Below are 24,289 nucleotides of genomic sequence, written 5' to 3'. Positions count from 1 at the left end.
AGGAGAGCATCTTGAAAAGAATTTTAATTATTGAAGATGAAGCTATTATAGCAGAGTTAGAAAAGGATTATTTAGAGGTTGCTGGGTATACAGTAGATATTGATTACTCTGGCGAAAAAGGGTTACAAAGAGTTCTGCTGGAGGATTATGACTTGTTAATTTTAGACATAATGTTACCGGGAATAGATGGATATGAAATTTGTAAACAAGTTCGATTGGAAAAGGACATACCAATACTTATGGTGTCCGCAAAACAAGAGGAAATCGATAAAATTAAAGGGTTAGGTTTTGGAGCAGATGATTATATTATAAAACCGTTTAGCCCGAGTGAAATGGTGGCACGTGTAAATGCTCATCTAGCTCGTTATGATCGTTTAACAGGAAAACGAGAACAAATAAAAGATGAAATTCGTATTCGAGGATTACTTATTGATAAATCGGCCCGACGTGTATTTGTAAATGGAACTGAAATCATGTTAACAGGAAAAGAATTTGATTTATTAACTTGTATGGCAGAACATCCAAATCAAGTATTTAGTAAAGATCGTCTCTTTGAAACTGTATGGGGGATGGATGTAATTGGTGATGCAGCAACGGTTGCTGTCCATGTGAAAAATATTCGTCACAAAATTGAACTCGATCCATTTGATAAATCATATATCGAAACAATTTGGGGAGTAGGGTATCGTTTTACACAGTGAAAAAGGCCAGCAAAAATGCTGGCTTTTTTTGCGTAAGTAGATTAAGAAATTACAAACAAGATCCTCCGCTCACATCAATTAATTGTCCAGTAACCCAGCGGCTGTCTGGAGAAGCGAGAAATGCCGCGGTATCGGCAATATCTTCTACTTCACCTAAGCGATTAAAAGCGGAAATGGTAGTGGCATACTGTTTCATCATTGGATCGCTCAAGAGTTCTGCATTCATATCGGTTTTAATAAATCCAGGAAGTATTGCATTCACTGTTATTCCTTGTGCTCCGAGCTGTTTTGCTAGCGTGAAAGTCATCGTATTAATAGCGCCTTTCGTCATACTATATGCAACGAAATCAGGTAAAGAAATACGAGTGGCAGCGGATGAAATATTAATAATTCGGCTATTGTCACGTAAACGAGATAGAGCTTGTTGGATGATAAAGAATGGTGCTTTTGCATTAACAGAAACCATTCTATCAAAAAATTGTTCAGTCGTTTCTTCAATAAAAGCACCAGGACCAATTCCAGCGTTGTTTATTAAAATATCAAATTTAGTACTACCAGTTCTTTTTTGTAATTCGCTATCTAAAGAACTATAAAGGGTTTCTACACCATGTAAAGATTCAAGGTTTGCACCGATAGAAAAAGCTGATCCGCCATTTGATTGAATTTCATAAACAGTTTCTTCAGCATCTTCTATTCGATTTCCGTAATGAATAGCAACTAATGCACCGTCGTTCGCTAAACGTTTTGCAATAGCACGTCCAATTCCTCGGCTTGCTCCTGTAACTAATGCCACTTTTCCTTTTAACATAGTTTTCTCATCTCCTCAAAAAAATTTTTATGTTATTAAGTTGTTTTTCTTTATGTAGTAATGCGAACATACTTAAGTAATATATGAGTATGTGTAAGAAGTTCATTCCGATTTTGTTTTGAGAAAAAATAAATAGACTTCTCTTGAATTGATTGAATTTTATTTTTTTTCGGAAAAACATGTTGACAATGAAAAGAACAACGTCCTATAATACGTTTAACAAATAAAAGTTAATTAAGAATCTTTAAACTTTATATGTTACATATGCAAAGAAGAGGAAAGTAGATGGTTATGATCGTTTCAGAGAGCTGCTCCTAGGCTGTGAGAGTAGTAACAATCGAATCATTGAATATCACCTCGGAGCATCGCTTGCGAAAGGGAAACTGAGTAGAGGGCGACGGCATCGTCTCCGGTAAAAGGACGGGGGTCTAATTGGACCTACAAAGCTTATATTTCGCGAGAAGTATAAGGAAGCTGAGTGGTACCGCGAAACTCTCGCCTCAGCAATCAAAGCTACTAAATTGTAGTAGTTGATTGCTGAGGCGAGAGTTTTTATTTTAAAAAATAGAATACGAAAATGCGTAGAAGAGGAGAGTAAATGAAGAAAATTGTTTCAGAGAGCTGCCCAGAAGCTGTGAGGGTGGTAACAATTTCATCATTGAAAATCACCTCGGAGTACTACTTTTGAAAACTAGTAAAAAGTAGCGGAGTTGTTTCCGATAGAAAAACAAAAGTCTAATTGGACTTGCAGAGCTTATATTTCGTGAGAAGTGTAAGGAAGCTGAGTGGTACCACGATTCCCTCGTCTCAGCAATGGATTGCTACAAGTATGTATGTAATCGATTGTTGAGACGAGTATATTTTTAAGGTTTATATACTGAATATTCTGTTAAAATAACTCATCTCAGCAATCGATATAGAAATAGATTGCAAAAATAGAGAGAAAAAAGAGGAGCGATGTGAGATGGGAAACCAGTATATTTATATGAATGGGGAATTTGTAGAAAAAGAAAAGGCAGTTGTTTCAGTATATGATCACGGTTTTTTATACGGAGATGGTGTATTTGAAGGGATTCGTAGTTACGGTGGAAATGTATTTTGTTTAAAAGAACATGTAAAACGATTATACGAATCGGCAAAATCTATTCTACTTACAATCCCACTGACAGTTAACGAAATGGAAGAAGCAGTTTTACAAACATTGCAAAAAAATGAATATGCTGATGCCTACATTCGATTAATTGTTTCAAGAGGAAAAGGTGACTTAGGGCTCGATCCTAGAAGTTGTGTGAAACCGAGCGTTATTATCATTGCAGAACAATTAAAGTTATTCCCACAGGAATTTTACGATAATGGACTAAGCGTTGTATCTGTTGCATCGAGACGTAATACGCCAGATGCATTAGATCCACGTATTAAGTCAATGAACTATTTAAATAACGTACTTGTGAAAATTGAAGCGGCACAAGCAGGAGTGTTAGAGGCCCTTATGTTAAATCAACAAGGATATGTTTGTGAAGGATCCGGAGACAATGTTTTCGTTGTGAAAGATGGAAAAGTGTTAACACCTCCTTCTTACTTAGGGGCGCTAGAAGGTATTACGAGAAATAGTGTTATCGAGCTATGTGAACGACTTAATATTCCATGTGAGGAAAGGCCATTTACTCGCCATGACGTATATGTAGCAGATGAAGTGTTTTTAACAGGAACGGCAGCAGAATTAATTCCAGTTGTAAAAGTTGATTCAAGAGAGATTGGAGATGGAAAACCAGGAAGTGTAACGAAACAATTGACAGAGGAATTTAAAAAGTTAACGAGAGAAAGAGGAGTACGTGTTCCAGGACTGGCGGAGAGCTTACTGTAGGTAGGGGAGAGGAGTTAATTAAAATGGAACAACATACAACACGTGAGAAATTACAGTGTGAAGATGTGACAGGTGCCGGACATGTTATTCAATGCTTGAAAAAAATAGGTGTAACGACTGTTTTCGGTTATCCAGGCGGAGCGATTTTGCCAGTGTACGACGCGTTATATGGAAGTGGTTTGAAGCACGTTTTAACTCGTCATGAACAAGCTGCCATTCATGCGGCAGAAGGATATGCGAGAGCTTCTGGAAAGGTCGGGGTAGTCTTTGCTACCTCTGGCCCAGGGGCGACAAATTTAGTTACGGGTTTAGCAGATGCTTATATGGATTCGATTCCTTTAGTTGTCATTACAGGGCAAGTTGCAAAACCTCTCATCGGAAAAGATGGATTTCAAGAAGCAGATGTTGTCGGGATTACAGTACCTGTTACGAAGCATAATTACCAAGTTCGTGATGTGAATCATTTATCACGCATTGTACAAGAAGCTTTTTACATCGCCGAAAGCGGGCGACCAGGACCAGTATTAATTGATATTCCAAAAGATGTTCAAAATGAAAATGTAACAAGTTTTTATAATGAAGTAATTGAGATTCCAGGGTACAAATTAGAGCCTATGCCAGACGGTAGGAAGCTTAGAGAGGTAGCTAAAGCAATTTCCGAAGCAAAACGTCCCCTTCTTTATATTGGAGGAGGGATCATTCATTCGGGTGGTTCTGATGAACTTATTCAGTTTGCGAGGGAAAATCGTATTCCTGTCGTTTCCACTTTAATGGGACTTGGTGCATATCCGCCGGGAGATTCGTTATTTTTAGGAATGCTCGGCATGCATGGAACGTACGCTGCAAATATGGCAGTAACAGAATGTGATTTATTACTTGCGTTAGGTGTTCGCTTTGATGATCGTGTAACAGGAAAATTAGAACTCTTTTCTCCGCATTCAAAAAAGGTACATATTGATATAGATCCTTCGGAGTTCCATAAAAATGTAACTGTGGAATATCCGATTGTTGGAGATGTGAAAAAAGCGTTACATATGTTGTTACATATGCCAATTCGTACACAAACAAATGAATGGCTTACGAAAATAGAGGAATGGAAAGCGGAATATCCTCTTTCCTACAATCAAAAAGAATGTGAGTTAAAACCACAGCATGTTATTAGTCTAGTAAGTGAATTAACGAATGGTGAAGCGATTGTTACGACAGAAGTAGGACAGCATCAAATGTGGGCTGCTCATTTTTATAAAGCGAAAAACCCACGGACGTTTCTAACATCTGGCGGACTAGGAACGATGGGATTTGGTTTCCCAGCGGCAGTTGGTGCTCAGCTTGCGAAAGAAGAAGAACTCGTCATTTGTATTGCGGGCGATGCTTCTTTTCAAATGAACATTCAAGAATTACAAACAATTGCTGAAAATAATATTCCTGTAAAAGTATTTATTATAAATAATAAATTTTTAGGGATGGTAAGGCAATGGCAAGAGATGTTTTATGAAAATCGTTTATCAGAGTCAAAAATCGGATCACCAGATTTTGTGAAAGTGGCAGAAGCTTATGGAGTGAAGGGATTAAGGGCGACAAATTCAACAGAGGCGAAACAAGTGATGTTAGAAGCATTTGCTCATGATGGTCCTGTCGTAGTTGATTTTTGTGTAGAAGAAGGTGAAAACGTATTTCCGATGGTTCCGCCAAACAAAGGGAATAACGAAATGATTATGAAGAGGTGGGAAGAATGAGTCATACTTTTTCACTCGTTATTCATAACGAGCCAAGCGTCTTATTACGTATAAGTGGGATTTTTGCTCGGCGTGGTTATTATATTTCTTCTTTACATTTAAACGAAAGAGATACTAGTGGCGTTTCTGAAATGAAACTCACAGCAGTTTGTACTGAAAATGAAGCGACATTACTTGTCGGTCAGTTGAAAAAATTAATTGATGTACTGCAAGTAAATAAATTATAAGGAGTGTATGGAATATGAAAACGTATTATGAGAAAGATGCAAAATTAGAGTTATTACAAGGGAAAACAGTTGTGGTAATTGGTTATGGATCTCAAGGTCATGCGCAGGCGCAAAATTTACGTGATTCTGGTGTGGAAGTTGTAGTCGGTGTTCGACCTGGTAAGTCTTTTGAAGTAGCAAAAGCAGATGGGTTTGAAGTAATGTCTGTTTCAGAAGCGGTTCGAACCGCGCAAGTTGTACAAATGCTATTACCGGATGAACAGCAAGCACATGTGTATAGAGCAGAAGTAGAAGAGAATCTCCGTGAAGGACAAATGTTACTTTTCTCACATGGATTTAATATTCACTTCGGACAAATTAATCCGCCAAGTTACGTAGATGTAGCAATGGTCGCGCCAAAAAGTCCAGGTCATCTCGTTCGCCGTGTATTTCAAGAAGGAAATGGTGTTCCGGCATTAGTCGCTGTACATCAAGATGCAACAGGCACGGCATTAAGTGTAGCGCTTGCGTATGCAAAAGGTGTAGGTTGTACACGTGCAGGTGTAATTGAAACGACATTCCAAGAAGAAACAGAAACAGATTTGTTTGGTGAGCAAGCGGTACTTTGCGGCGGGGTAACTGCACTTGTGAAAGCTGGTTTTGAAACGTTAACAGAAGGCGGATATCGTCCTGAAATTGCATACTTTGAATGTTTGCATGAATTAAAGTTAATTGTTGATTTAATGTACGAAGGTGGTTTAACGAACATGCGCCATTCTATTTCAGATACGGCTGAGTTTGGAGATTATGTAACAGGATCGAGAATTGTTACAGATGAAACGAAGAAAGAAATGAAACGTGTTCTTACAGAAATTCAGCAAGGTGAATTCGCGAAGAAATGGATTTTAGAAAATCAAGCTGGGCGTCCAACGTATAATGCCATGAAAAAAGCAGAGAAAAATCATCAGTTAGAAAAAGTGGGGGCAGAGCTTCGTGAAATGATGAGCTGGATTCATGCACCGAAAGAATTAGTAAAGAAATAGAGAAAGAGATTGTAAGTGAAAAATACGTAAGAGGGGATTTGACAAGATGAGAAGTGACATGATTAAAAAAGGTTTTGATAAAGCACCGCACCGTAGTTTATTAAAAGCAACTGGTTTGAAAGATGAAGATTTTGATAAACCGTTTATAGCTATCTGTAATTCTTTTATTGAAATTATTCCAGGTCATAAGCACTTAAATGAGTTTGGAAAACTTGTTAAAGAAGTAGTGCGTGCAGCAGGTATGGTTCCATTTGAATTTAATACAATTGGAGTAGATGACGGTATTGCGATGGGGCATATCGGTATGCGTTATTCGCTTCCGAGTCGTGAAATCATTGCAGATTCAGTAGAAACGGTTGTAAATGCACATTGGTTTGATGGCATGATTTGTATTCCAAACTGTGACAAAATTACCCCCGGTATGATGATGGCTGCACTTCGTATTAACATTCCAACTGTTTTTGTTTCAGGTGGACCGATGGCAGCTGGGAAGACTTCTAAAGGGGAGGTTGTCGATTTAAGTTCTGTTTTCGAAGGAGTAGGAGCTTATCAATCTGGGAAAATTTCAGAAGAAGAATTAAAGGATATTGAAGATCATGGCTGTCCATCTTGTGGTTCTTGTTCTGGTATGTTTACAGCGAACTCTATGAACTGTTTATGTGAAGTATTAGGTTTAGCTCTTCCTGGTAACGGAAGTATTTTAGCTATTGATCCAAGACGTGAAGAATTAATTAAACAAGCAGCAGAGAAATTAAAGATTTTAATTGAAAGAGATATTAAACCGAGAGACATTGTAACGGAAGAAGCAATTGATGATGCGTTCGCGCTTGATATGGCGATGGGCGGTTCAACAAATACAGTGTTGCACACATTGGCGCTCGCACAAGAAGCGGGTTTAGATTACGATATGAACCGCATTGATGCCGTTTCAAGACGTGTACCACATTTATGTAAAGTAAGTCCTGCCTCCAATTGGCATATGGAGGATATTGATCGAGCAGGCGGAATTAGTGCAATTTTGAAAGAGATGAGCCGAAAAGAAGGGGTGCTTCATTTAGACCGTATTACTGCTACTGGGCAAACATTAAGAGAAAACATTGCTCATGCAGAGATTAAAGATAGGGAAGTTATTCATTCTCTCGAAAACCCTCATAGTGAAGAAGGGGGATTACGTATATTAAAAGGAAACCTTGCGAAAGATGGGGCAGTTATTAAAAGTGGGGCAACAGAAGTAAAACGATTTGAAGGACCTTGCGTTATTTTTAATTCACAAGATGAGGCACTTGCGGGCATTATGCTTGGAAAGGTTAAGAAAGGCGATGTAGTTGTTATTCGCTATGAAGGACCAAGAGGCGGTCCTGGTATGCCGGAAATGTTAGCACCAACGTCAGCGATTGCTGGTATGGGATTAGGTGCAGATGTTGCGCTATTAACGGATGGACGTTTTTCTGGAGCTTCACGTGGTATTTCGGTAGGGCATATTTCGCCAGAAGCAGCTGCGGGGGGAACGATTGCACTTCTCAAGCAAGGGGATATCGTTTGTATCGATGTTGAGGAAAGATTGTTAGAAGTAAGAGTTAGTGATGAAGAATTAGATAAGCGTAAAAAAGAATGGAAACGACCAGAACCGAAAGTGAAAACTGGCTGGCTTGGACGTTATGCGCAGATGGTAACATCGGCAAATACAGGTGCAGTTCTAAAAATCCCGGATTTTGATTGAGCCAATTTAAAAGAGATAAGGATGATATATAATGGTGCAGAAGGTAAAGGAGAGAGTGAAAATTGAAGATATCTTAATGGCACATAATTGCATGAAAGATATCGTTATTAAAACACCGTTACAACGTGATACAGTTCTATCTGAGAAATATGATTGTGACGTTTATGTAAAACGAGAAGACTTACAATTGATTCGCTCTTTCAAAATTCGTGGTGCGTACAATTTAATTCAAAGTTTATCAAAAGAACAATTACAAAACGGTGTTGTTTGTGCAAGTGCTGGTAATCATGCGCAAGGAGTTGCTTATACGTGTAATTTATTGAAGATTCCGTCGAAAATCTTCATGCCAACAACGACACCTAAACAAAAAGTATCGCAAGTACAATTTTTCGGTAGTGATTTTGCAGAAATTGTATTAGTTGGTGATACATTTGATAGCTCTTTCCAAGAAGCACAGCGCTATTGTGAAGAAAATAGAATGACGTTTGTTCATCCGTTTGATGATCCGCATGTAGTTGCTGGTCAAGGAACAGTGGCAGTTGAAATTATGCATGATATGGAGAAACCAGTGGATTATATCTTTACAGCAATTGGAGGCGGTGGGTTAGCATCAGGTGTTGGTACATATGTAAAAGGTGTTAGTCCTGCTACAAAGGTCATTGGCGTAGAGCCAATGGGAGCTGCATCTATGAAAGAGGCTTTTCTTCAAAACGAAAATGTCGCGTTAGAGAAAATAGATAGTTTTGTTGATGGGGCAGCTGTCAAAAAGGTAGGAAAGTTAACATTTGAAACTTGTAAAGATGTAATTGATGATATTGTTTTAGTACCAGAAGGAAAGGTTTGTACGACGATTTTAGAACTGTATAAGAAAAATGCAATTGTAGCTGAACCGGCTGGTGCACTATCTATTGCAGCGCTTGATTTATATAGAGATGAAATAAAAGGTAAAACAGTTGTATGTACGCTAAGTGGTGGAAATAATGATATTGATAGAATGCAAGAAATGAAAGAACGTTCGCTCATTTACGAAGGGTTAAAGCATTATTTTATCATTGAATTCCCGCAGCGTTCAGGTGCGCTAAGAGAGTTTCTTGATAAGGGATTAGGGCCAGAAGATGATATTACTCGTTTTGAATACATTAAGAAACATAATAAAGAAAATGGCCCAGCACTAGTCGGAGTAGAGTTGAAACATAAAGAAGATTATGAGCAATTAATTACTCGTTTTAAAGAAAATAATATTCAATTTATGGAGCTTAATAAAAATCCTATTTTGTTTGATTTGCTTATTTAATAGAAGGAAAGAGTTAGCATCCAAATAAAAAAGATAGATGCAAACAGCGGAAATGCTGCTTGTATCTATCTTTTTATAATTACACTATATACTTTCCATATTCAAGTAGGATAAAGCTAGTTAACCAAAAGAGTATCGCAATGCGAATGATTACATACATAATAAATTCAAAGGTAGTAAGTTTTCGTTCACGTTTTATTTTTTTTAGAAGTTTAACAGAAAAAAATGAACATAAAAGTAGAACGGCTATAGATATTTTATAAATATTCTCTAACAAACTTACATTTTCTAATAAGTCTTTCAGCATGTTCATCACCTATTCTGTAAAGTATGTTACAGAGAAATAAATCTTGCGCTGTCTAGTTTCGTTTGTTTTTTATGTTCCCTGTATCATCAATTTCTACATCAGTTGAAATCGTTTGTAAATACTGTAGAGCTTTTTTCTTTTCTTCCTCATTTACAGGGGAAACTTGGTTGTTGCGAATGATGTAAGGATTGAATGACATTTGGACATCCTTTCCTTTAAAAGTTAAAGTTAATACGCCAGTTTCGGCGCTTTTCCCGCTTACATAACTTGGGAATAAAAAGTTACCTAATGAATAAGCGATAGGAACGTTATTATAATACTCAAATCCTTGTAACCAATGCGGGTGACTCCCGACAATCGCGTCAGCTCCTGCTTCAACCATTTTAGGTACATATTGTTTTTGGTATTCTACCGGACGATTTGATTTTTCAACGCCCCAATGCATATAGATGATTAAATAGTCTGCATCTTTCTTTTGCTCTTTAATTGTTTTTGTTACAAGATTTAAATCATATCCGTTCGCAACGCCAGGTTTATTGTCACCAGCTACCCAATTCGTATCAGGCATAAATCGAACGAAGGAAAGAAATTTGAACTTTTTCCCTTTTACAGTCATTTCTCGTGCAGTATATGCATCCTTTGCATTCTTTCCGGCTCCAATGTAAGGGAACTTTAATTTTTCAACGTGAGAAATCGTGTCTAATAATCCATCTTGCCCATAATCAAGTGTATGGTTATTCCCAATATTTACGATGTCATATCCCGTGTTTTTAATAGCTTTTAGTGTAGATGGATCACTTTTAATCCAAAACAGTTGTCCAGGAGCTTTCTTTTCTCTCGTTGTAAATGCTGACTCTAAATTAACGAAAGAAATATCAGCTTTTGTTATTTCTTCTTTTACATGTTGGAATGGATAATCAGCCCCGTTTTTTTCGATTACAGGACGTAATTGCCAATCTAACATTGTATCACCAGAGAAGGTGAGTGTGATTTCCTTGTCTTCTATTTTCTTTTCACTTGTTGAAGCTGTTTTACTAGATTTGTTTTGCAAATCGGGTTTGTCTTTCGCTTTTGAAATAAAAGAGTAGTTAACTAATAAAACAATTGGTGTAATGCAAAAGGCTATTAACAGAAATCGTTTTAGTAAAGTTTTCATAAATACCTTCCCTTTTGAGTTTATACCGCAATTTGTGGGCAATAAAACTCGCGCTAGTTAAAGTTTCACTTTATGTATAACTACAAATGCAGTTTATGTAGTGAAAACATTTGTTAATATTCTCAATATTAAGTTAACATATAGATAACCTGTAAATCAATGTATAAACCAAAATATAGAAATAAAGAATTCGAAGGGTGAAGAACGAGAGATGGTTATATTAGGAGCAGTTGTAAATGGGATTTGTATTATATTTGGTACTTTACTAGGAAAATTATTTAGTAGAATTCCAGAAAGTATGAAGGGAACAATTATGCATGCAATCGGTTTAGCAGTTACTGTGCTTGGACTTCAAATGGCATTGAAAAGTGAAAATTTTCTTGTTGTCATTTTAAGTTTAGTTATTGGTACCGTCATCGGGGAATGGCTACAACTAGAGGAAAAGTTAAAGCTGTTAGGAGATTGGCTAGAAAATAAAGTTGGATCGAAAGGGAAAGGGAGCATATCAGAAGGGTTTGTAACAGCTACTTTAATTTTTGCAATTGGTGCGATGGGCATACTTGGTGCACTCGACAGTGGGATTCGCGGAAATCATGATATTTTATTTACAAAGGCGATTATCGATGGGTTTATTTCTATTATATTAACGACAACTTTAGGAATTGGCGTAGTATTTTCGGCGATTCCAGTTATTTTATATGAAGGAGGGATTGCGGTTTTTGCAACACAAATTAATAGTTTGGTCCCGAAAGAATTAATGAATCAATTTATAGTGGAAATGACAGCTACAGGTGGTATTATGATAGCCGCTATTGGATTGAACTTACTTGGTATTATTAAAATTAAAGTGGCAAATTTACTGCCAGGTATATTGGTAGTTGGAATAATTGTTTCACTTATTTACGGTTACGGTTTAATAGTAAAGTAGTAGGGGATGGATATATATATGGAGGAATTTCAATATACAAAACGTGTGCATAACATATTGAAGATTGCAGCAGAAGAGGCGGAAAATAATATTATTCAATCAATTCATCTGTTTATCGGAATGAGTAAAGAAGGCACTGGAGTTTGTAGCGAGTTGTATATGTATTTGTTTCGTAACTTGGGTACGGATTTTTTAGAAAAATTTTCAATACGAAAACAATACGATTCACCGTATCAAGAGTATAAAAAAATAGGACAATATAAGGTATCTTATAAGGTGCTAGAAATTTTACAAATAGCGAAGAAACGTATGGAACGTTTCCAGCAAGTAATAATAAATGAAGGGCATGTTATATATGCGCTATTCCGCACGGATACGTTTATTGGAAATGCACAAATACAAAAAGATATATTACGTATTATAGCTGAGCCAAGAGATTTAGCGGTCGATCTAAAATATTTTGTTCCTACTTATAATCATTTAATTTGTACTGTTAGAAAGGCTAGCCCTTCTGATTTTGAAAAATTAGCAAGTTTTGTTAATGAGGAATTTGGTGAACGTTGGTTACATTCAATAGAGTATGGATTTCGTACATATAAAGAAAATTTACCTATTTATATAGCAGAACAAGAAGAAGTGATAGTGGGTTTCGCTTGTTATGATGTAGTGAGAGGAAAGAAGGGATTGTTTGGTCCAATGGGCACAGCGAAACAAAATCGCGTGAAAGGTGTAGGTAAGGAATTGTTACATCGTTGTTTACATAGTATGAAGCAAGAAGGATATGAATACGCAATTATTGGACAAGCAGGTCCGATTGAGTTTTATGAGCGAAATTGTGATGCGTGTTTAATACCGTTAGAGAATAAGTAACCAACTCCATATATGGGAGTTGGTTTTTTTATGAAAATAATGTAGAGATGTAGTGATTTTTACTAGAAAATAGCGGGTTTTGTAGTAAATCTTACAAATAAAGCAAATTACTAAACTTTTTACAAGAAAGGGTGTAGAATGGGTATCTAAAGAAAGAAGGTGTGAAAATGGCCAACTGGAAACGAAATTTAATGATTTGTTGGCTAGGTTGTTTTACCACTGCAGCCGGTATGAGTTTAGTAATTCCTTTTTTATCTTTTTATATTGAGGAATTAGGGGTGACTGGCACTTCTAGCATTGCACAGTGGTCAGGACTTGCATTTGGTATAACATTTTTAATGGGTGCGATCGTATCACCAATATGGGGAAAGCTTGGTGATATACATGGACGGAAATTGATGTTGATTCGTGCGAGCCTTGGTATGGCGATTATTATGACGCTTATGGGGTTTGTAACGGATGTGTATCAACTAGTCGCACTAAGGTTTTTGATGGGAGCAGTATCTGGTTTCCTTTCAACGGCGATGACATTTATTGCAGCAGAAACTCCGAAAGAGCATTCAGGTTGGGCAATTTCCACAATTTCAACTGGGGGCGTGAGCGGTTCTTTACTTGGCCCGTTACTTGGAGGATACTTGTCTGAGTTAATTGGAATGCGCCATGTTTTTCTTGTTACAGGAGCTTTTTTATTCCTTTCTTTTCTCATCGTTTTTTTCTTCCTACATGAAGAGAATCACTCCGCTCAAGCAAAAAAAGCACAACCGAAAAAAGTATGGACGATGGTTCCAGCAAAGCATTTAATTATTAGTTTATTTGTAACAACATTTATTATTCAACTTGCGAACATGTCAATTCAACCTATTATTACATTGTATGTAAAGAATTTAGAAGGCCCAGGAACGGCTCATATTGAAATGATTGCAGGCGCAGTCATGTCTGCGACAGGTTTAGCTATTATTATGGCAGCTCCTAAGTTAGGGAGATTATCAGATCGTATTGGACCTCAAAAAACGTTAGTTGTGGCGTTGTTTGCGGCAGGAATTATTTTTATTCCGCAAGCATTTGTAACCTCGGCTTGGCAACTATTAATTCTTCGCTTTTTATTAGGTATTGCACAAGCAGGACTATTACCTTCCGTACAAACTCTACTAAAACAACATACACCAACCCATGTAACGGGAAGAATATTTGGGTATAATCAATCGTTTCAGTTTTTAGGAAATATGATTGGACCAGTACTTGGTGGACAAATTGCAGCACATGCGGGCTTCCAATATGTTTTCTTTTCTACTTCATCACTATTATTTATTGCGTGCATTTGGGTTTATTTTCACAATAAGAACGAAGAGGTATCAGAGAAACGACATTTGGAAGTTAGTTAACTAAGTGAATGAAAAAGAAAAAGGATGAAGCGACGATTGCTTCATCCTTTTCTTTAAAATTGAAGACAAAGATAACTTAATGTACCAAGCTCGTAACTGCGGTGAATGACTTCACCGTTATTTTCACCGCTTCCCATAGCGATAAATAAAGGAACAAAATGCTCTGCTCTTGGTACTGCTAATTGTGCATGAGGGGCATTGTTCTCCCAATTAAATAATGCATCTTTATCAGTAGTCTGCATATGTTTAATAATCCAATCATCAAATTCAATTGCCCATTGTTCGGGTGTAGTTTGATTCCATTTTAAAGCTCGTAAGTTATGAACGGTAACACCGCTCCCGATTACTAAAATATCTTCTTGTCCAAGTCCTTTTAGTGCTTCGCCAATCTTAAATTGCTCTTTTGCAGCAAGGAATGGATTGACTGATATTTGGACAACAGGAATATTTGCTTCTGGATACATGCGATGCAGAAGAGTCCATGAGCCATGATCTAAACCTCTCGTCATATTATGATGGACTGGAATACCTTTGTTTTTAAATTTTGTTTCTAACATAGATGCAATGTTAGAAGAGCCTTTCGCACGATATTTGATTTCGTATAACTCAGGAGGAAAACCTCCAAAATCATAAATTGTTTCATATTCGTTATCTGATGAAGAAATCGTTAATACTTCGCTTTCCCAGTGAGCGGTGAAAATAACAATTGCTTTCGGTTTGTATGTTTCGCCAAGAGTTTTTAAAAACCTTGTATAGTCTGTATCTTGAATAGCAAGCATCGGTGATCCGTGTGCTAAAAATAATGATGGCATCATAATAGAAACCTCCCCAAAATATAATAATTACTTTATGTAAGTAACTATATAATTTTATTTTCTGTTCGTCAATATATTAGTTTAAGAGCTAATTGGAAAAGTGGGTCATTTGTCATAATGAAGGCAATTGCATATAATACATAATAAGAATAATGAATGGATATTCATTTTTTGATATACATAATAGAGTTGGGGGCTGACGAAATGAACGTACAAGAAAGTTTCGTTACGGCATTGGATGGATCGGAAATTTATTTACGTAAGTGGCTACCAGAAAGAGATCCGCGAGGGATTATTCAAATTGCACATGGTATGACAGAACATGCAGGTGTTTATACAGACTTTATTGCTGCGTTATTAAAAGCAGGGTATGGTGTTTATGCACATGATCATAAAGGTCATGGGAAAACAGTGAAAAGAGAAGAAGATTATGGTCATTTTAAACCAAATGTAGGTTGGAATGAGGCTGTGTCTGATGTTATTTTTGTATCAGAAACGATAAGAAAAGAGCAGACATGCCCGTTATTTTTACTTGGCCATAGCATGGGTTCTTTTTTATCAAGACGTGCTGTACAACTGAAAGGTGAATTATATGATGGATTCCTTATTTCAGGAACTGGTGGAAATCCAGGGTTATTAGGAAGTATCGGTCATAAAGTAGCGACAATTGAGATGAAATTACGCGGAGAAAAAACGAAAAGTCCTATGTTAAACTTTTTATCATTCGGAAATTTCAATTCGCACTTTAAACCAAATCGTACGAAATTTGATTGGTTATCTTCAGATAATAATCAAGTTGATAAATATATTGCGGATCCGTTATGTGGATTCATTTGTACGACGAGTTTTTATCGTGAATTGTTTTCTGGTGTATTAGAAGTAAATAAGCTAGAAGAGTTCAAAAAAACACCGAAAAACCTTCCAATACATATTTTTTCAGGAGATCGTGATCCTGTTGGGGATATGGGGAAAGGTGTAAAAGAAGTATATGAAAACTATAAAAAATGTGATGTGAAAGATGTAACACTGCGTTTATATGAAAATGGAAGACATGAAATGTTCCATGAAGTAAATCGAGATGAAGTATTTCAAGATTTGATTTCTTGGTTAGATAAGCATATTGTATGAGAAGGAACCTCACTTTTTTGAAGTGAGGTTTCTTTAAGGAGATGGAGGAGTAGTTATGTGTGAATTTGTAAATAAAGAATATGTAGAAATAGATTTTCAAGATGTTTTGATTAAAGAAGAGAAATTGAAAAATTGTACGTTCATAAAATGCCGTTTTAGAGGGATAGATGCATCGGAAGTTTCTACTGAAAATTGTAATTTCATAGAATGTGATTTTACCGGTGCTCTTTTTAACGCTTCTATCCATAAAGGAACTACATTTGCGAATTGTAAGTTTGTTGGTGCGAATTTATTCGTATCGAAGTTTGAAGAATGTAAAATGACCGGCTCTGATTTTGAAGAAGCGAATTTAGACGGAATAACTATCATATCGGGTGATTGGTCATATACGAATTTAAGGTTCGCGAACTTAAGTAAACAAATGTTAAAGGGAATACGTTTAATTGAAGCGGACCTATATGAATGTAATTTAGAAAAAGCAGATTTACGTGACGCGGATTTAACCGGTGCACAATTAGGTAAGGCGAAACTTAGTGGTGCAAATTTAAAAGGGGCGATAGTTGATAGAATTGATTTTACAAGTTTTGATTTGAAAAATGTAAAATTAGATATAACACAGGCAGTTGCAGTAGCAAGATGTTATGGGGCTAAGGTGAACTAAATAGTTTGTAAAACCGTTCAAAATGCTGAACGGTTTTTTAAATCATAATAGTAGTATAATAGTAAATGAGGTGTTCATACTATGGAAGATAAAACGTTAGGTATACTACTAGATGTAGTTGGGGAATTATTTTCAGATGAAATATCAATTGCCGTTTCGAATACGAAAGAATATATTTACTATCGGCCAAGTAAACGAATTGATTTAAAGATTAGCGCCGGGGATCCTATTAAGGAAGGGACGATTGCTCATAAAGCAATGGTAACGAAGCAAAAAGCCTCTGAGTTTATTAACCGAGATGTTTTCGGTATTCCTTATCATGGAATGGCCGTACCATTTTCAAATAATGGAAAGATTGAAGGTTGCGTGACGGCGATTTATCCCGCTTTAACGGATGGAAAGTCAGTCGTTACTTTAAAAACAACAGACGGATGGGTTCCAGTTCCTTTTTCAAAGGTCATGTATTTAGAAGCTAAAGATAAAAAGACGTATGTGAATTCAGAAGAGTTAACAGGAACACATAAGTACTCGCTACAAGAATTCGAATACTTGTTGCCGAAAGATTCCTTTATTAGATGCCACCGTTCCTTTATTGTAAATGTTAATCATATTAAAGCGATTTACCCTGATACGCATTCTACTTTTGTACTTTCTATGGATAACGGGGAGAGGGTACCAGTGAGTCAGTCATACGCTAGCTATTTTCGTAAGCTTCTAGGATTCTAAATTTTTCTGCTTTAGAACCTAGATTCGCTGTTTTGTCTGAATTTTCGGCATTGTGTAAGAAAATCCCTATTTTGATGGTGTTAATGTGTAAAATAATTATGAATATTCATTGGGAGAGGGATTACATATGGAGAATAATTTAGATAGAATTAGGGATCAACGATTAAAAGATCGAGTAGTTACACCTGAAGAAGCAGCTTCATGGATTGAAAGTGGAATGACTTTAGGATTAAGTGGATTTACACGTGCTGGTGATGTAAAAGCAGTCCCATTTGCACTTGTAAACCGAGTTAAGAATGATAAATCTTTTAAAGTAAATGTTTATACAGGGGCTTCCTTAGGTTCGGATGTAGATAAATTATTTGCTGAGGCAGGAATTTTAGGGAAAAGATTGCCTTTCCAAGCAGATGCAACTATGCGAAAAGGAATTAATAACGGAGACTTTTTATTTGTGGATCAGCACTTATCTCATACAGCAGAGTTACTTCGTGCTGACGTTATGGATATAGATTTCGCTATCTTGGAAGCGGTTGCGATTACTGAAGATGGAATGATTATTCCAACCACTTCAATTGGAAATTCCTTAGCATTCTCCTTAAATGCTAAGTCTATTATTATTGAAATGAATATGGCTCAATCTACGCAATTAGAGGGGCTACATGATTTATATGAACCAGGTAAACAAGGGGAAAGACTCCCTATTCCGCTCGTAAAAACGGATGATCGAATTGGAACAATCGGTATCCCAATTGATGCTGAAAAAGTGAAGGGAATTGTGTTTACGAATCAACTGGATTCGCCATCGACAATTGTTCCTCCAGATGAAGAAACTGTTATTATGGCACAGCATTTAATAGAGTTCCTTCGAGAAGAGGTTAAAGTAGGCCGATTAACAAATCGTTTAGCACCGTTACAATCTGGAATTGGTTCAGTTGCTAATGCAGTATTGCACGGCATGCTAGATTCGGAGTTTGAAGATTTAGAAGTATATTCTGAAGTTTTACAAGATGCGGTCTTTGATCTAATGGATGCTGGGAAAGTCAATTTTGCTTCCTGCTGCTCCATCACGCTTTCTGAAGAGAAAATGCAACAAGTATTTTCTAACTTTGAAAAATATCGTGACAAATTAATGATGCGCCCGCAAGAGATTTCTAATCATCCTGAAATCATTCGTCGCCTTGGATTAATCTCGATTAATACTGCTTTAGAATTAGATATATACGGAAATGTTAATTCTACTCATGTTTTAGGTACAAAAATGATGAATGGTATTGGTGGTTCGGGTGATTTTGCGAGAAATGCACGCCTAGCTATTTTTGTTACTAAATCGATTGCAAAAGGTGGCAACATATCAAGCATCGTTCCTTTCGTTTCTCATGTAGACCATACTGAACATGATGTAGATGTTATCGTCACTGAACAGGGGTATGCTGACTTAAGAGGGCTTGCGCCAAGAGAAAGAGTGGAACTAATTATTGAGAATTGCGTACATCCAATGTATCGTGAACAGCTACGAGCTTATTACGAGGAAGCAAGAACAAGAGGTGGACAAACTCCTCATATTTTAGAAAAAGCTTTTTCTTGGCATACAAACTATGCTAAAAATGGAACAATGCTTGAAGCGGTAGTAGAAACTGTTTAGAAGTGCAAAAATGATTCTTAATATAATATGCCATAAAGGTTAAAAGAAAAAGAACGCCAATTTTCAGGAATGGCGTTTTTTTCTTTTAAAAAATTGTTACCTATTATGAGGAATTATAAAAGTAATCTCTTATTTACGGAAATAAGAGGTTTTTTTAATTACTTTTCGAATCATTTTAATAGTTATATATCAAAGGTGAGGAGAAAGAATCATGAAGATAAGAAATGCGTTATTAAGTGAAGCAAATGAATTAAGTGAACTTGCACTACATTCAAAAGCAACGTGGAACTATAGCGAAGCATTCATACTTGCTTGTAAGGAAGAGTTAACAATTACTGATGAGTACATAAAAAATAATTTTGTATATGTTTTAGAAAACGATAATACGAAGATTGGTTTTTTCTCATTTTTACGTAATGATAACGCTCTTGATTTCTTGTACATTCATCCTCGTTACAAAGGAAAAGGGTACGGGAAAATACTTTGGGAGTATGTATTAGAAAAAGCAAATGAGCTAGGAATAAAAAGTTTTACAATTGATAGTGATCCGAATGCAAAAGGGTTTTACTTGAAGATGGGAGCAAAGTTAATAGGAGAGACACCATCAACGGTTTTTGAGGATCGTTTACTGCCTCTTTTGCAACATGATGTGTAAAACAATTAATAGTAGGAGAAGATTAGAATGGATGATGTAAAGATAAAGAGGATATATGAAGCACTAGTAAAATCATGGTCGATTGAAACAAGTTTAAAGTGGACTATTGAGAATCCGGCAAAGGGACAGTGTGGTATAACGGCTTTAGTCGTTCAAGATATATACGGAGGAAAAATCAAAAAGACAAAAGTAGGGGAGGTGTGGCATTTTTATAACTGTATAGTTGGACAAAGGTTTGATTTTACAGGGACTCAGTTCAATGGAAGATTGAATTATTTGGATGTGGAATCAAATCGAGAAGAAGCATTTGCAGATACAAATGAAAAACAATATAGCATTTTGAAGGAAAAGATAATGAAAGAATTCAAATTATCTTTTGACTCTTAATCTTTAATAAGTTACTATAATGGTGGTAACTTATTAAAGGGAACTTCATAGAGTTGAAAGGGGAAATACTTTTGAAAACAACTTATGTAAACGCTACAATCGTAACGATGAATGAACAAAATGAAGTGATAGAAAATGGATATATCATTGTAGAAAATGATCAAATTATAGATGTAAAGAGCGGAGAATTCGCTAATGATTTTGAAGTAGATGAAGTAATTGATATGAAAGGAAAGTGGGTTTTACCAGGGCTTGTAAATACACATACACATGTTGTAATGAGTCTCTTAAGAGGTATTGGCGATGATATGTTATTACAGCCATGGCTTGAGACGAGAATTTGGCCACTTGAAAGTCAGTTTACGCCAGAGCTTGCGGTCGCTAGCACGGAATTAGGATTACTTGAAATGGTGAAAAGTGGTACAACATCATTCTCTGATATGTTTAATCCAATTGGAGTAGATCAAGATGCAATTATGGAAACGGTATCAAAGAGTGGAATTCGAGCTGCAGTTTCAAGAACTTTATTTAGCTTCGGAACGAAAGAGGATGAAAAGAAAGCAATTGAAGAAGCTGAAAAATATGTGAAGCGTTACTATAATGAAAGTGGTATGTTAACCACGATGGTTGCACCGCATAGTCCATATACATGTTCCACAGAACTGTTAGAAGAATGCGCACGAATTGCAGTAGAAAATCAAACGATGGTTCATATTCATCTTTCGGAAACAGAGCGTGAAGTACGTGATATTGAAGCACAGTACGGAAAACGTCCAGTAGAATATGCAGCAAGTTGCGGGTTGTTTAAACGCCCAACAGTTATTGCACACGGTGTAGTATTAAATGAAAATGAACGTGCATTTTTAGCAGAACATGATGTTCGAGTAGCTCATAACCCGAATAGTAATTTAAAACTAGGATCTGGTATAGCGAATGTAAAAGCAATGTTAGAAGCAGGAATGAAAGTAGGAATTGCAACAGATAGTGTGGCATCTAACAACAATTTAGATATGTTTGAAGAAATGCGTATAGCAACATTATTACAAAAAGGCATTCATCAAGATGCAACAGCACTACCAGTTGAAACAGCTCTTACACTTGCGACTAAAGGAGCTGCTGAAGTAATCGGCATGAAACAAACAGGATCACTTGAGGTCGGAAAGTGTGCCGATTTTATCACAATTGATCCATCTAATAAGCCGCATTTACAACCAGCAGATGAAGTGTTATCGCACCTTGTATATGCTGCTAGTGGAAAAGATGTAAGTGATGTAATTATTAACGGAAAACGTGTCGTTTGGAATGGCGAATGTAAAACGTTAGATGAAGAGCGTATTATATTTGAAGCGAGTCGTTATAAACGAGGTTTGCAAAGATAGGTAATTATATGTAGTTGAAAAAGCTATCCTTTTTTAAAAGGATAGCTTTTTTCTTGGACGAATAAATATTCAAAAGAATGTCGCATCTTTCTGTTAGTATTTCTGCTATAATATATTACGCTTTATAATATATTATACTTAAGGAGAACAACTCATGAAGCTAAAAAAGAGCCATTTAATGGTAATGGCACTTGTTACATCTTTATTATTAACAGCTTGTAATAATAAAGCGAATAAAAGTGACACAGAGGCAAAAAAACAAGTATTACATGTAACGGTATCGGAAGAAATCCCTTCTCTTGATACTGCGAAAACGATGGATGGTACATCAGCACATGTTATGCAAAACATATTTGAAGGGTTGTATGTATTAGATGATCAAGATCAGCCTATTCCAGCAGTAGCAAAATCGTTTAAAAGAAGTGAAGATGGTAAAAAATATACATTTGATTTGCGTAAAGATGCAAAATGGTCAAATGGAGACAGTGTGACAGCAAATGATTTTATGTTTGCGTGGAAACGTGCAATTAAACCTGAAACAGCGTCTCAATATGCGTACATGCTCTTTCATGTGAAAAATGCGAAAGAGATAAATAAGGGAACAATGCCTCTTGATGAACTTGGGGTTAAAGTTATAAATGATTATAAGTTAGAAGTGGAACTCGAACAGCCAATTCCGTATTTTTTACAGTTGTTAGCACTGCCGATTTACTTGCCACAGCATGAGTCATTTTTGAAAGAACAAGGAAAGAATTATGCATTGGAACCTAGTAATCTCATATATAACGGCCCATTTGTATTAGAGAAATGGAAGCATGAACAAGAGTTTCAATTAAAGAAGAATGCTACATATTGGGATGAAAAGAAAGTGAAATTAGACGAGATAAACTTTCAAATTGTAAAGGATACAATGACCGCTGTTAATTTATACGAAGCTGGTAATTTGGATCGAGTGCCTATTAATTCTCAATTTGTAGACAAGTATAAAGGAAGTAAGGAATTACATATGTCGAGCGAACCTGCAATTGCTATGCTACGTTTTAATGAAAAAAATAGTGCGTTAGCAAATAAGAAAGTGCGTCAAGCTATTTCATTCGCGTTAAATAAAGAGGATTTCGTTGCTCATTTTATTAATAACGGAGCAAAACCTGCAAGTGTACTTGTACCAGTTGGTCATGTAAATGAAGAGACTGGTAAAGATTTTAGAAAAGAAAATGGAGATCTTTCTCCATATGATTTGCAAAATGCGAAAAAGATTTGGGAAGAAGCGAAAAAAGAGCTTGGAGTAGAACAAGTAAATCTCGAGTTTTTAACATTTGAACAAGATAATGCAAAACGTATGGCAGAATATATAAAAGGTGACTTAGAAAAGCATTTGCAGGGACTCGCAATCCAAATTAAACAACAGCCATTTAAGCAAAAATTACAGTTAGAACAAACAGGAGATTACGATATATCTATGGCAAATTGGGGACCGGATTATAAAGACCCAATTAGTTATTTAGAACTCTTTACGACGGATAATCAGAATAACAAAATGAACTATTCTAATCGACACTACGATGAATTAATAAAGAAAGCGAAAAGCGATCTAGTACTAGATCAGAAGAAAAGATGGGAAGTTCTGCAAGAGGCTGAGCGTATTCTGCTAGAGGATGCTGCAGTTGCACCGCTTTATCAAATGGGATCAGCTTACGTACAAAAGGATTATGTAAAAGGAATTGAGAAGCATCAATTTGGTGGTGTTTATACTTATAAGACTGCTTATATTGCTAATGAATAAATAAAAAAACCTTACTTTTAAAAAGTAAGGTTTTTTTAAGAGTACATGGAATAAGGGAATACAGTACAAAGAAGCATACAAACAATCTCTTGTTGTAATTATGTTTGTTTTTAATTATATAAAAAATAATAGATTATATATTTTGTCATTGATATACTTAAAAGGTAATTAAGGTATTAAGATGAATTGATAGAGATATTTGTGTAGAATTATTTGAGTATTGTAAAAAAAGAGGGTCTTAAGTGTGTGATTTGAGCGGGGCTTTTTCTAAATGAATGAATTGGTATGTATAATACTTGGGCGATATTAATTTGGGAATCTCGGGGGATTCTTTGAAGCTAGAAAAAGTAGAGTCAAATTCCATGTACTATTAGGTCCTGGTGTAGGTTTATGGGGATTTGGTTTAAGGAATAAAGGGGATAATTAGTATGAATAAGAAAGTAAAAAGATTTAAATATTTTATGGTTGTATTAGCCTGTATTGCAATTTTTGGCACAATCTTACCTAATGCATTAGATCCAAATGAAACATTAGCAGGTAAAATTTCAATTGTAGTTTTTGGTACAATGGGAGCTTGTTTACTATTCTCTATTATGTATTTTATTGTAAAAAAAGCTATTTTAAGAGGTGGGAAATAAGATGGGACAAAATTTAGAGTTAGAATTTTAATTCATGTACATAAAAAAGGAGAATTTTTATGAAATTACTACGTTTATTTATGGTTCTCACTCTTGTTGTATTGTTAAGTGCATGCAATACAGCAACACAAGTCACAAAGGTTCAAAAAAATGGCGAAACGACTTTAAAAATTGGTTCGTTGCAAGGGTATTACGATGTGCAAACGGTTAAAGCTGAAAAAGGAAAAGTGGAAATTCCTTATGAAGCAGCCGTTGAGGAAGGTACAATTTTATTGCAAGTTACAAAAGATGATAAGGTTATTTATGAAGAAGAAGTTACTTCTCAAAAAGAAGGTCTGCTTTCTTTTGAAGCGCCAAAATCCGGATCATATGATTTAATTGTACGAGTGAAGGGTGAAAAAGAGAAAGCAAAAGAAATTCAAATACATACTAAGCTATGAAAAAACGGCAAGTGGAGTGC

General features: G+C 36.0%; 24 protein-coding genes and 2 other annotated features. Of the genes, 20 read left to right on the top strand and 4 right to left on the bottom strand.

The window, feature by feature from the left end:
• The first annotated feature begins 11 nt into the window (after nt 1-11).
• Entirely contained in the window at nt 12-701 is a 690-nt protein-coding gene (locus AC1DMU_RS14590; RefSeq protein ID WP_075310075.1) for a response regulator transcription factor, read from the top strand.
• Nucleotides 702-750: 49 nt separating this feature from the next.
• Here the strand turns inward: AC1DMU_RS14590 and AC1DMU_RS14585 are convergent, their stop codons facing one another.
• Entirely contained in the window at nt 751-1,509 is a 759-nt protein-coding gene (locus tag AC1DMU_RS14585) for an SDR family oxidoreductase (RefSeq protein ID WP_088062990.1), read from the bottom strand.
• Between the two features lie 260 nt (nt 1,510-1,769).
• Nucleotides 1,770-2,015 (top strand) — a binding site (T-box leader).
• Nucleotides 2,016-2,082: 67 nt separating this feature from the next.
• Nucleotides 2,083-2,322: a binding site (T-box leader), on the top strand.
• A 151-nt stretch (nt 2,323-2,473) separates the two neighbouring features.
• Here AC1DMU_RS14585 and ilvE point away from each other — a divergent pair.
• From ilvE to ilvA, 6 genes are read left to right on the top strand one after another with little or no spacing between them, the layout of a single operon-like run.
• Nucleotides 2,474-3,373: a branched-chain-amino-acid transaminase gene (gene ilvE, locus AC1DMU_RS14580; RefSeq protein ID WP_000528141.1), complete on the top strand. Its 900-nt coding sequence runs from the start codon at nt 2,474-2,476 to the stop codon at nt 3,371-3,373.
• Nucleotides 3,374-3,396: 23 nt separating this feature from the next.
• Nucleotides 3,397-5,109 carry an acetolactate synthase large subunit gene (ilvB, locus tag AC1DMU_RS14575; RefSeq protein ID WP_087983032.1) on the top strand — a complete coding sequence of 571 codons (1,713 nt, stop codon included), beginning with the start codon at nt 3,397-3,399 and terminating at the stop codon, nt 5,107-5,109.
• Nucleotides 5,106-5,336, top strand: coding sequence for an ACT domain-containing protein (locus tag AC1DMU_RS14570; RefSeq protein ID WP_000019914.1), 231 nt, complete (start codon nt 5,106-5,108; stop codon nt 5,334-5,336). The genes ilvB and AC1DMU_RS14570 overlap by 4 nt, the downstream gene beginning before the upstream one ends.
• A 14-nt stretch (nt 5,337-5,350) precedes the next feature.
• The gene (gene ilvC / locus AC1DMU_RS14565; protein ID WP_088062991.1) at nt 5,351-6,358 is read left to right on the top strand and encodes a ketol-acid reductoisomerase; all 1,008 of its coding nucleotides are present in this window, start codon (nt 5,351-5,353) and stop codon (nt 6,356-6,358) included.
• A 46-nt stretch (nt 6,359-6,404) separates the two neighbouring features.
• Entirely contained in the window at nt 6,405-8,078 is a 1,674-nt protein-coding gene (ilvD, locus tag AC1DMU_RS14560) for a dihydroxy-acid dehydratase (RefSeq protein ID WP_476941523.1), read from the top strand.
• A 31-nt stretch (nt 8,079-8,109) separates the two neighbouring features.
• Nucleotides 8,110-9,372 carry a threonine ammonia-lyase IlvA gene (gene ilvA, locus AC1DMU_RS14555; protein WP_046959078.1) on the top strand — a complete coding sequence of 421 codons (1,263 nt, stop codon included), beginning with the start codon at nt 8,110-8,112 and terminating at the stop codon, nt 9,370-9,372.
• A gap of 79 nt (nt 9,373-9,451) precedes the next feature.
• On the opposite strand, the gene AC1DMU_RS14550 is transcribed toward ilvA, so the two are convergent.
• Complete coding sequence (locus AC1DMU_RS14550) at nt 9,452-9,679, bottom strand: hypothetical protein (RefSeq protein ID WP_088062992.1); 228 nt, start codon at nt 9,677-9,679, stop codon at nt 9,452-9,454.
• A gap of 52 nt (nt 9,680-9,731) precedes the next feature.
• Entirely contained in the window at nt 9,732-10,835 is a 1,104-nt protein-coding gene (locus AC1DMU_RS14545) for a CapA family protein (protein ID WP_088062993.1), read from the bottom strand.
• A gap of 211 nt (nt 10,836-11,046) precedes the next feature.
• Here AC1DMU_RS14545 and AC1DMU_RS14540 point away from each other — a divergent pair, with 211 nt between their 5' ends.
• The 3 genes from AC1DMU_RS14540 to AC1DMU_RS14530 all read left to right on the top strand — a co-directional run bounded on the left by AC1DMU_RS14540 (nt 11,047) and on the right by AC1DMU_RS14530 (nt 14,015).
• Entirely contained in the window at nt 11,047-11,763 is a 717-nt protein-coding gene (locus AC1DMU_RS14540; protein ID WP_046955070.1) for a DUF554 domain-containing protein, read from the top strand.
• A gap of 18 nt (nt 11,764-11,781) precedes the next feature.
• On the top strand, nt 11,782-12,633 hold the full coding sequence (locus AC1DMU_RS14535) for a GNAT family N-acetyltransferase (protein WP_098133632.1): 852 nt from the start codon (nt 11,782-11,784) through the stop codon (nt 12,631-12,633).
• A gap of 167 nt (nt 12,634-12,800) precedes the next feature.
• Nucleotides 12,801-14,015 carry a multidrug efflux MFS transporter gene (locus AC1DMU_RS14530; protein WP_060489966.1) on the top strand — a complete coding sequence of 405 codons (1,215 nt, stop codon included), beginning with the start codon at nt 12,801-12,803 and terminating at the stop codon, nt 14,013-14,015.
• Between the two features lie 53 nt (nt 14,016-14,068).
• On the opposite strand, the gene AC1DMU_RS14525 is transcribed toward AC1DMU_RS14530, so the two are convergent.
• Nucleotides 14,069-14,830, bottom strand: coding sequence for a DODA-type extradiol aromatic ring-opening family dioxygenase (locus tag AC1DMU_RS14525; RefSeq protein ID WP_048543275.1), 762 nt, complete (start codon nt 14,828-14,830; stop codon nt 14,069-14,071).
• A 204-nt stretch (nt 14,831-15,034) separates the two neighbouring features.
• On the opposite strand from AC1DMU_RS14525, the gene AC1DMU_RS14520 reads away from it, so the two are divergent.
• The 10 genes from AC1DMU_RS14520 (at nt 15,035) to AC1DMU_RS14475 (ending at nt 24,269) form a co-directional block, all read left to right on the top strand.
• A complete protein-coding gene (locus AC1DMU_RS14520) occupies nt 15,035-15,958 on the top strand; it encodes an alpha/beta hydrolase (protein WP_088062995.1) in 924 nt (307 codons plus the stop codon).
• Between the two features lie 55 nt (nt 15,959-16,013).
• A complete protein-coding gene (locus AC1DMU_RS14515) occupies nt 16,014-16,619 on the top strand; it encodes a pentapeptide repeat-containing protein (protein ID WP_088062996.1) in 606 nt (201 codons plus the stop codon).
• Between the two features lie 81 nt (nt 16,620-16,700).
• On the top strand, nt 16,701-17,345 hold the full coding sequence (locus AC1DMU_RS14510) for a LytTR family DNA-binding domain-containing protein (protein WP_000389701.1): 645 nt from the start codon (nt 16,701-16,703) through the stop codon (nt 17,343-17,345).
• Nucleotides 17,346-17,472: 127 nt separating this feature from the next.
• Nucleotides 17,473-18,987: an acetyl-CoA hydrolase/transferase family protein gene (locus AC1DMU_RS14505; protein WP_088062997.1), complete on the top strand. Its 1,515-nt coding sequence runs from the start codon at nt 17,473-17,475 to the stop codon at nt 18,985-18,987.
• Nucleotides 18,988-19,198: 211 nt separating this feature from the next.
• Nucleotides 19,199-19,642: a GNAT family N-acetyltransferase gene (locus AC1DMU_RS14500; RefSeq protein WP_088062998.1), complete on the top strand. Its 444-nt coding sequence runs from the start codon at nt 19,199-19,201 to the stop codon at nt 19,640-19,642.
• 27 nt (nt 19,643-19,669) lie between these two features.
• A complete protein-coding gene (locus AC1DMU_RS14495; protein ID WP_088062999.1) occupies nt 19,670-20,029 on the top strand; it encodes a YunG family protein in 360 nt (119 codons plus the stop codon).
• Nucleotides 20,030-20,082: 53 nt separating this feature from the next.
• Nucleotides 20,083-21,408 carry a bifunctional S-methyl-5'-thioadenosine deaminase/S-adenosylhomocysteine deaminase gene (locus AC1DMU_RS14490; RefSeq protein WP_141542720.1) on the top strand — a complete coding sequence of 442 codons (1,326 nt, stop codon included), beginning with the start codon at nt 20,083-20,085 and terminating at the stop codon, nt 21,406-21,408.
• A gap of 154 nt (nt 21,409-21,562) precedes the next feature.
• Nucleotides 21,563-23,191, top strand: coding sequence for a peptide ABC transporter substrate-binding protein (locus tag AC1DMU_RS14485; protein WP_088063001.1), 1,629 nt, complete (start codon nt 21,563-21,565; stop codon nt 23,189-23,191).
• Nucleotides 23,192-23,619: 428 nt separating this feature from the next.
• Nucleotides 23,620-23,829, top strand: a complete 210-nt coding sequence (locus AC1DMU_RS14480; protein ID WP_087983012.1) for a hypothetical protein — start codon at nt 23,620-23,622, stop codon at nt 23,827-23,829.
• A 59-nt stretch (nt 23,830-23,888) separates the two neighbouring features.
• Entirely contained in the window at nt 23,889-24,269 is a 381-nt protein-coding gene (locus tag AC1DMU_RS14475) for a BA_1872 family lipoprotein (protein WP_088063002.1), read from the top strand.
• Nucleotides 24,270-24,289 lie beyond the last annotated feature (20 nt).

The sequence above is a fragment of the Bacillus sp. 01N45 genome (genome assembly GCF_056399205.1).
The sequence above is the reverse complement of the archived record's forward strand: the minus strand, read 5'-3'. Positions and strand labels throughout refer to the sequence as shown.

What these genes read in the sequence shown, in the direction of transcription:
- AC1DMU_RS14585 (WP_088062990.1), bottom strand. Translation starts at nt 1,509, where the DNA reads ATGTTAAAAGGAAAAGTGGCATTAGTTACAGGAGCAAGCCGAGGAATT.
- ilvE (WP_000528141.1), top strand. Translation starts at nt 2,474, where the DNA reads ATGGGAAACCAGTATATTTATATGAATGGGGAATTTGTAGAAAAAGAA.
- ilvB (WP_087983032.1), top strand. Translation starts at nt 3,397, where the DNA reads ATGGAACAACATACAACACGTGAGAAATTACAGTGTGAAGATGTGACA.
- AC1DMU_RS14570 (WP_000019914.1), top strand. Translation starts at nt 5,106, where the DNA reads ATGAGTCATACTTTTTCACTCGTTATTCATAACGAGCCAAGCGTCTTA.
- ilvC (WP_088062991.1), top strand. Translation starts at nt 5,351, where the DNA reads ATGAAAACGTATTATGAGAAAGATGCAAAATTAGAGTTATTACAAGGG.
- ilvD (WP_476941523.1), top strand. Translation starts at nt 6,405, where the DNA reads ATGAGAAGTGACATGATTAAAAAAGGTTTTGATAAAGCACCGCACCGT.
- ilvA (WP_046959078.1), top strand. Translation starts at nt 8,110, where the DNA reads ATGGTGCAGAAGGTAAAGGAGAGAGTGAAAATTGAAGATATCTTAATG.
- AC1DMU_RS14550 (WP_088062992.1), bottom strand. Translation starts at nt 9,679, where the DNA reads ATGCTGAAAGACTTATTAGAAAATGTAAGTTTGTTAGAGAATATTTAT.
- AC1DMU_RS14545 (WP_088062993.1), bottom strand. Translation starts at nt 10,835, where the DNA reads ATGAAAACTTTACTAAAACGATTTCTGTTAATAGCCTTTTGCATTACA.
- AC1DMU_RS14540 (WP_046955070.1), top strand. Translation starts at nt 11,047, where the DNA reads ATGGTTATATTAGGAGCAGTTGTAAATGGGATTTGTATTATATTTGGT.
- AC1DMU_RS14535 (WP_098133632.1), top strand. Translation starts at nt 11,782, where the DNA reads ATGGAGGAATTTCAATATACAAAACGTGTGCATAACATATTGAAGATT.
- AC1DMU_RS14530 (WP_060489966.1), top strand. Translation starts at nt 12,801, where the DNA reads ATGGCCAACTGGAAACGAAATTTAATGATTTGTTGGCTAGGTTGTTTT.
- AC1DMU_RS14525 (WP_048543275.1), bottom strand. Translation starts at nt 14,830, where the DNA reads ATGATGCCATCATTATTTTTAGCACACGGATCACCGATGCTTGCTATT.
- AC1DMU_RS14520 (WP_088062995.1), top strand. Translation starts at nt 15,035, where the DNA reads ATGAACGTACAAGAAAGTTTCGTTACGGCATTGGATGGATCGGAAATT.
- AC1DMU_RS14515 (WP_088062996.1), top strand. Translation starts at nt 16,014, where the DNA reads ATGTGTGAATTTGTAAATAAAGAATATGTAGAAATAGATTTTCAAGAT.
- AC1DMU_RS14510 (WP_000389701.1), top strand. Translation starts at nt 16,701, where the DNA reads ATGGAAGATAAAACGTTAGGTATACTACTAGATGTAGTTGGGGAATTA.
- AC1DMU_RS14505 (WP_088062997.1), top strand. Translation starts at nt 17,473, where the DNA reads ATGGAGAATAATTTAGATAGAATTAGGGATCAACGATTAAAAGATCGA.
- AC1DMU_RS14500 (WP_088062998.1), top strand. Translation starts at nt 19,199, where the DNA reads ATGAAGATAAGAAATGCGTTATTAAGTGAAGCAAATGAATTAAGTGAA.
- AC1DMU_RS14495 (WP_088062999.1), top strand. Translation starts at nt 19,670, where the DNA reads ATGGATGATGTAAAGATAAAGAGGATATATGAAGCACTAGTAAAATCA.
- AC1DMU_RS14485 (WP_088063001.1), top strand. Translation starts at nt 21,563, where the DNA reads ATGAAGCTAAAAAAGAGCCATTTAATGGTAATGGCACTTGTTACATCT.
- AC1DMU_RS14480 (WP_087983012.1), top strand. Translation starts at nt 23,620, where the DNA reads ATGAATAAGAAAGTAAAAAGATTTAAATATTTTATGGTTGTATTAGCC.
- AC1DMU_RS14475 (WP_088063002.1), top strand. Translation starts at nt 23,889, where the DNA reads ATGAAATTACTACGTTTATTTATGGTTCTCACTCTTGTTGTATTGTTA.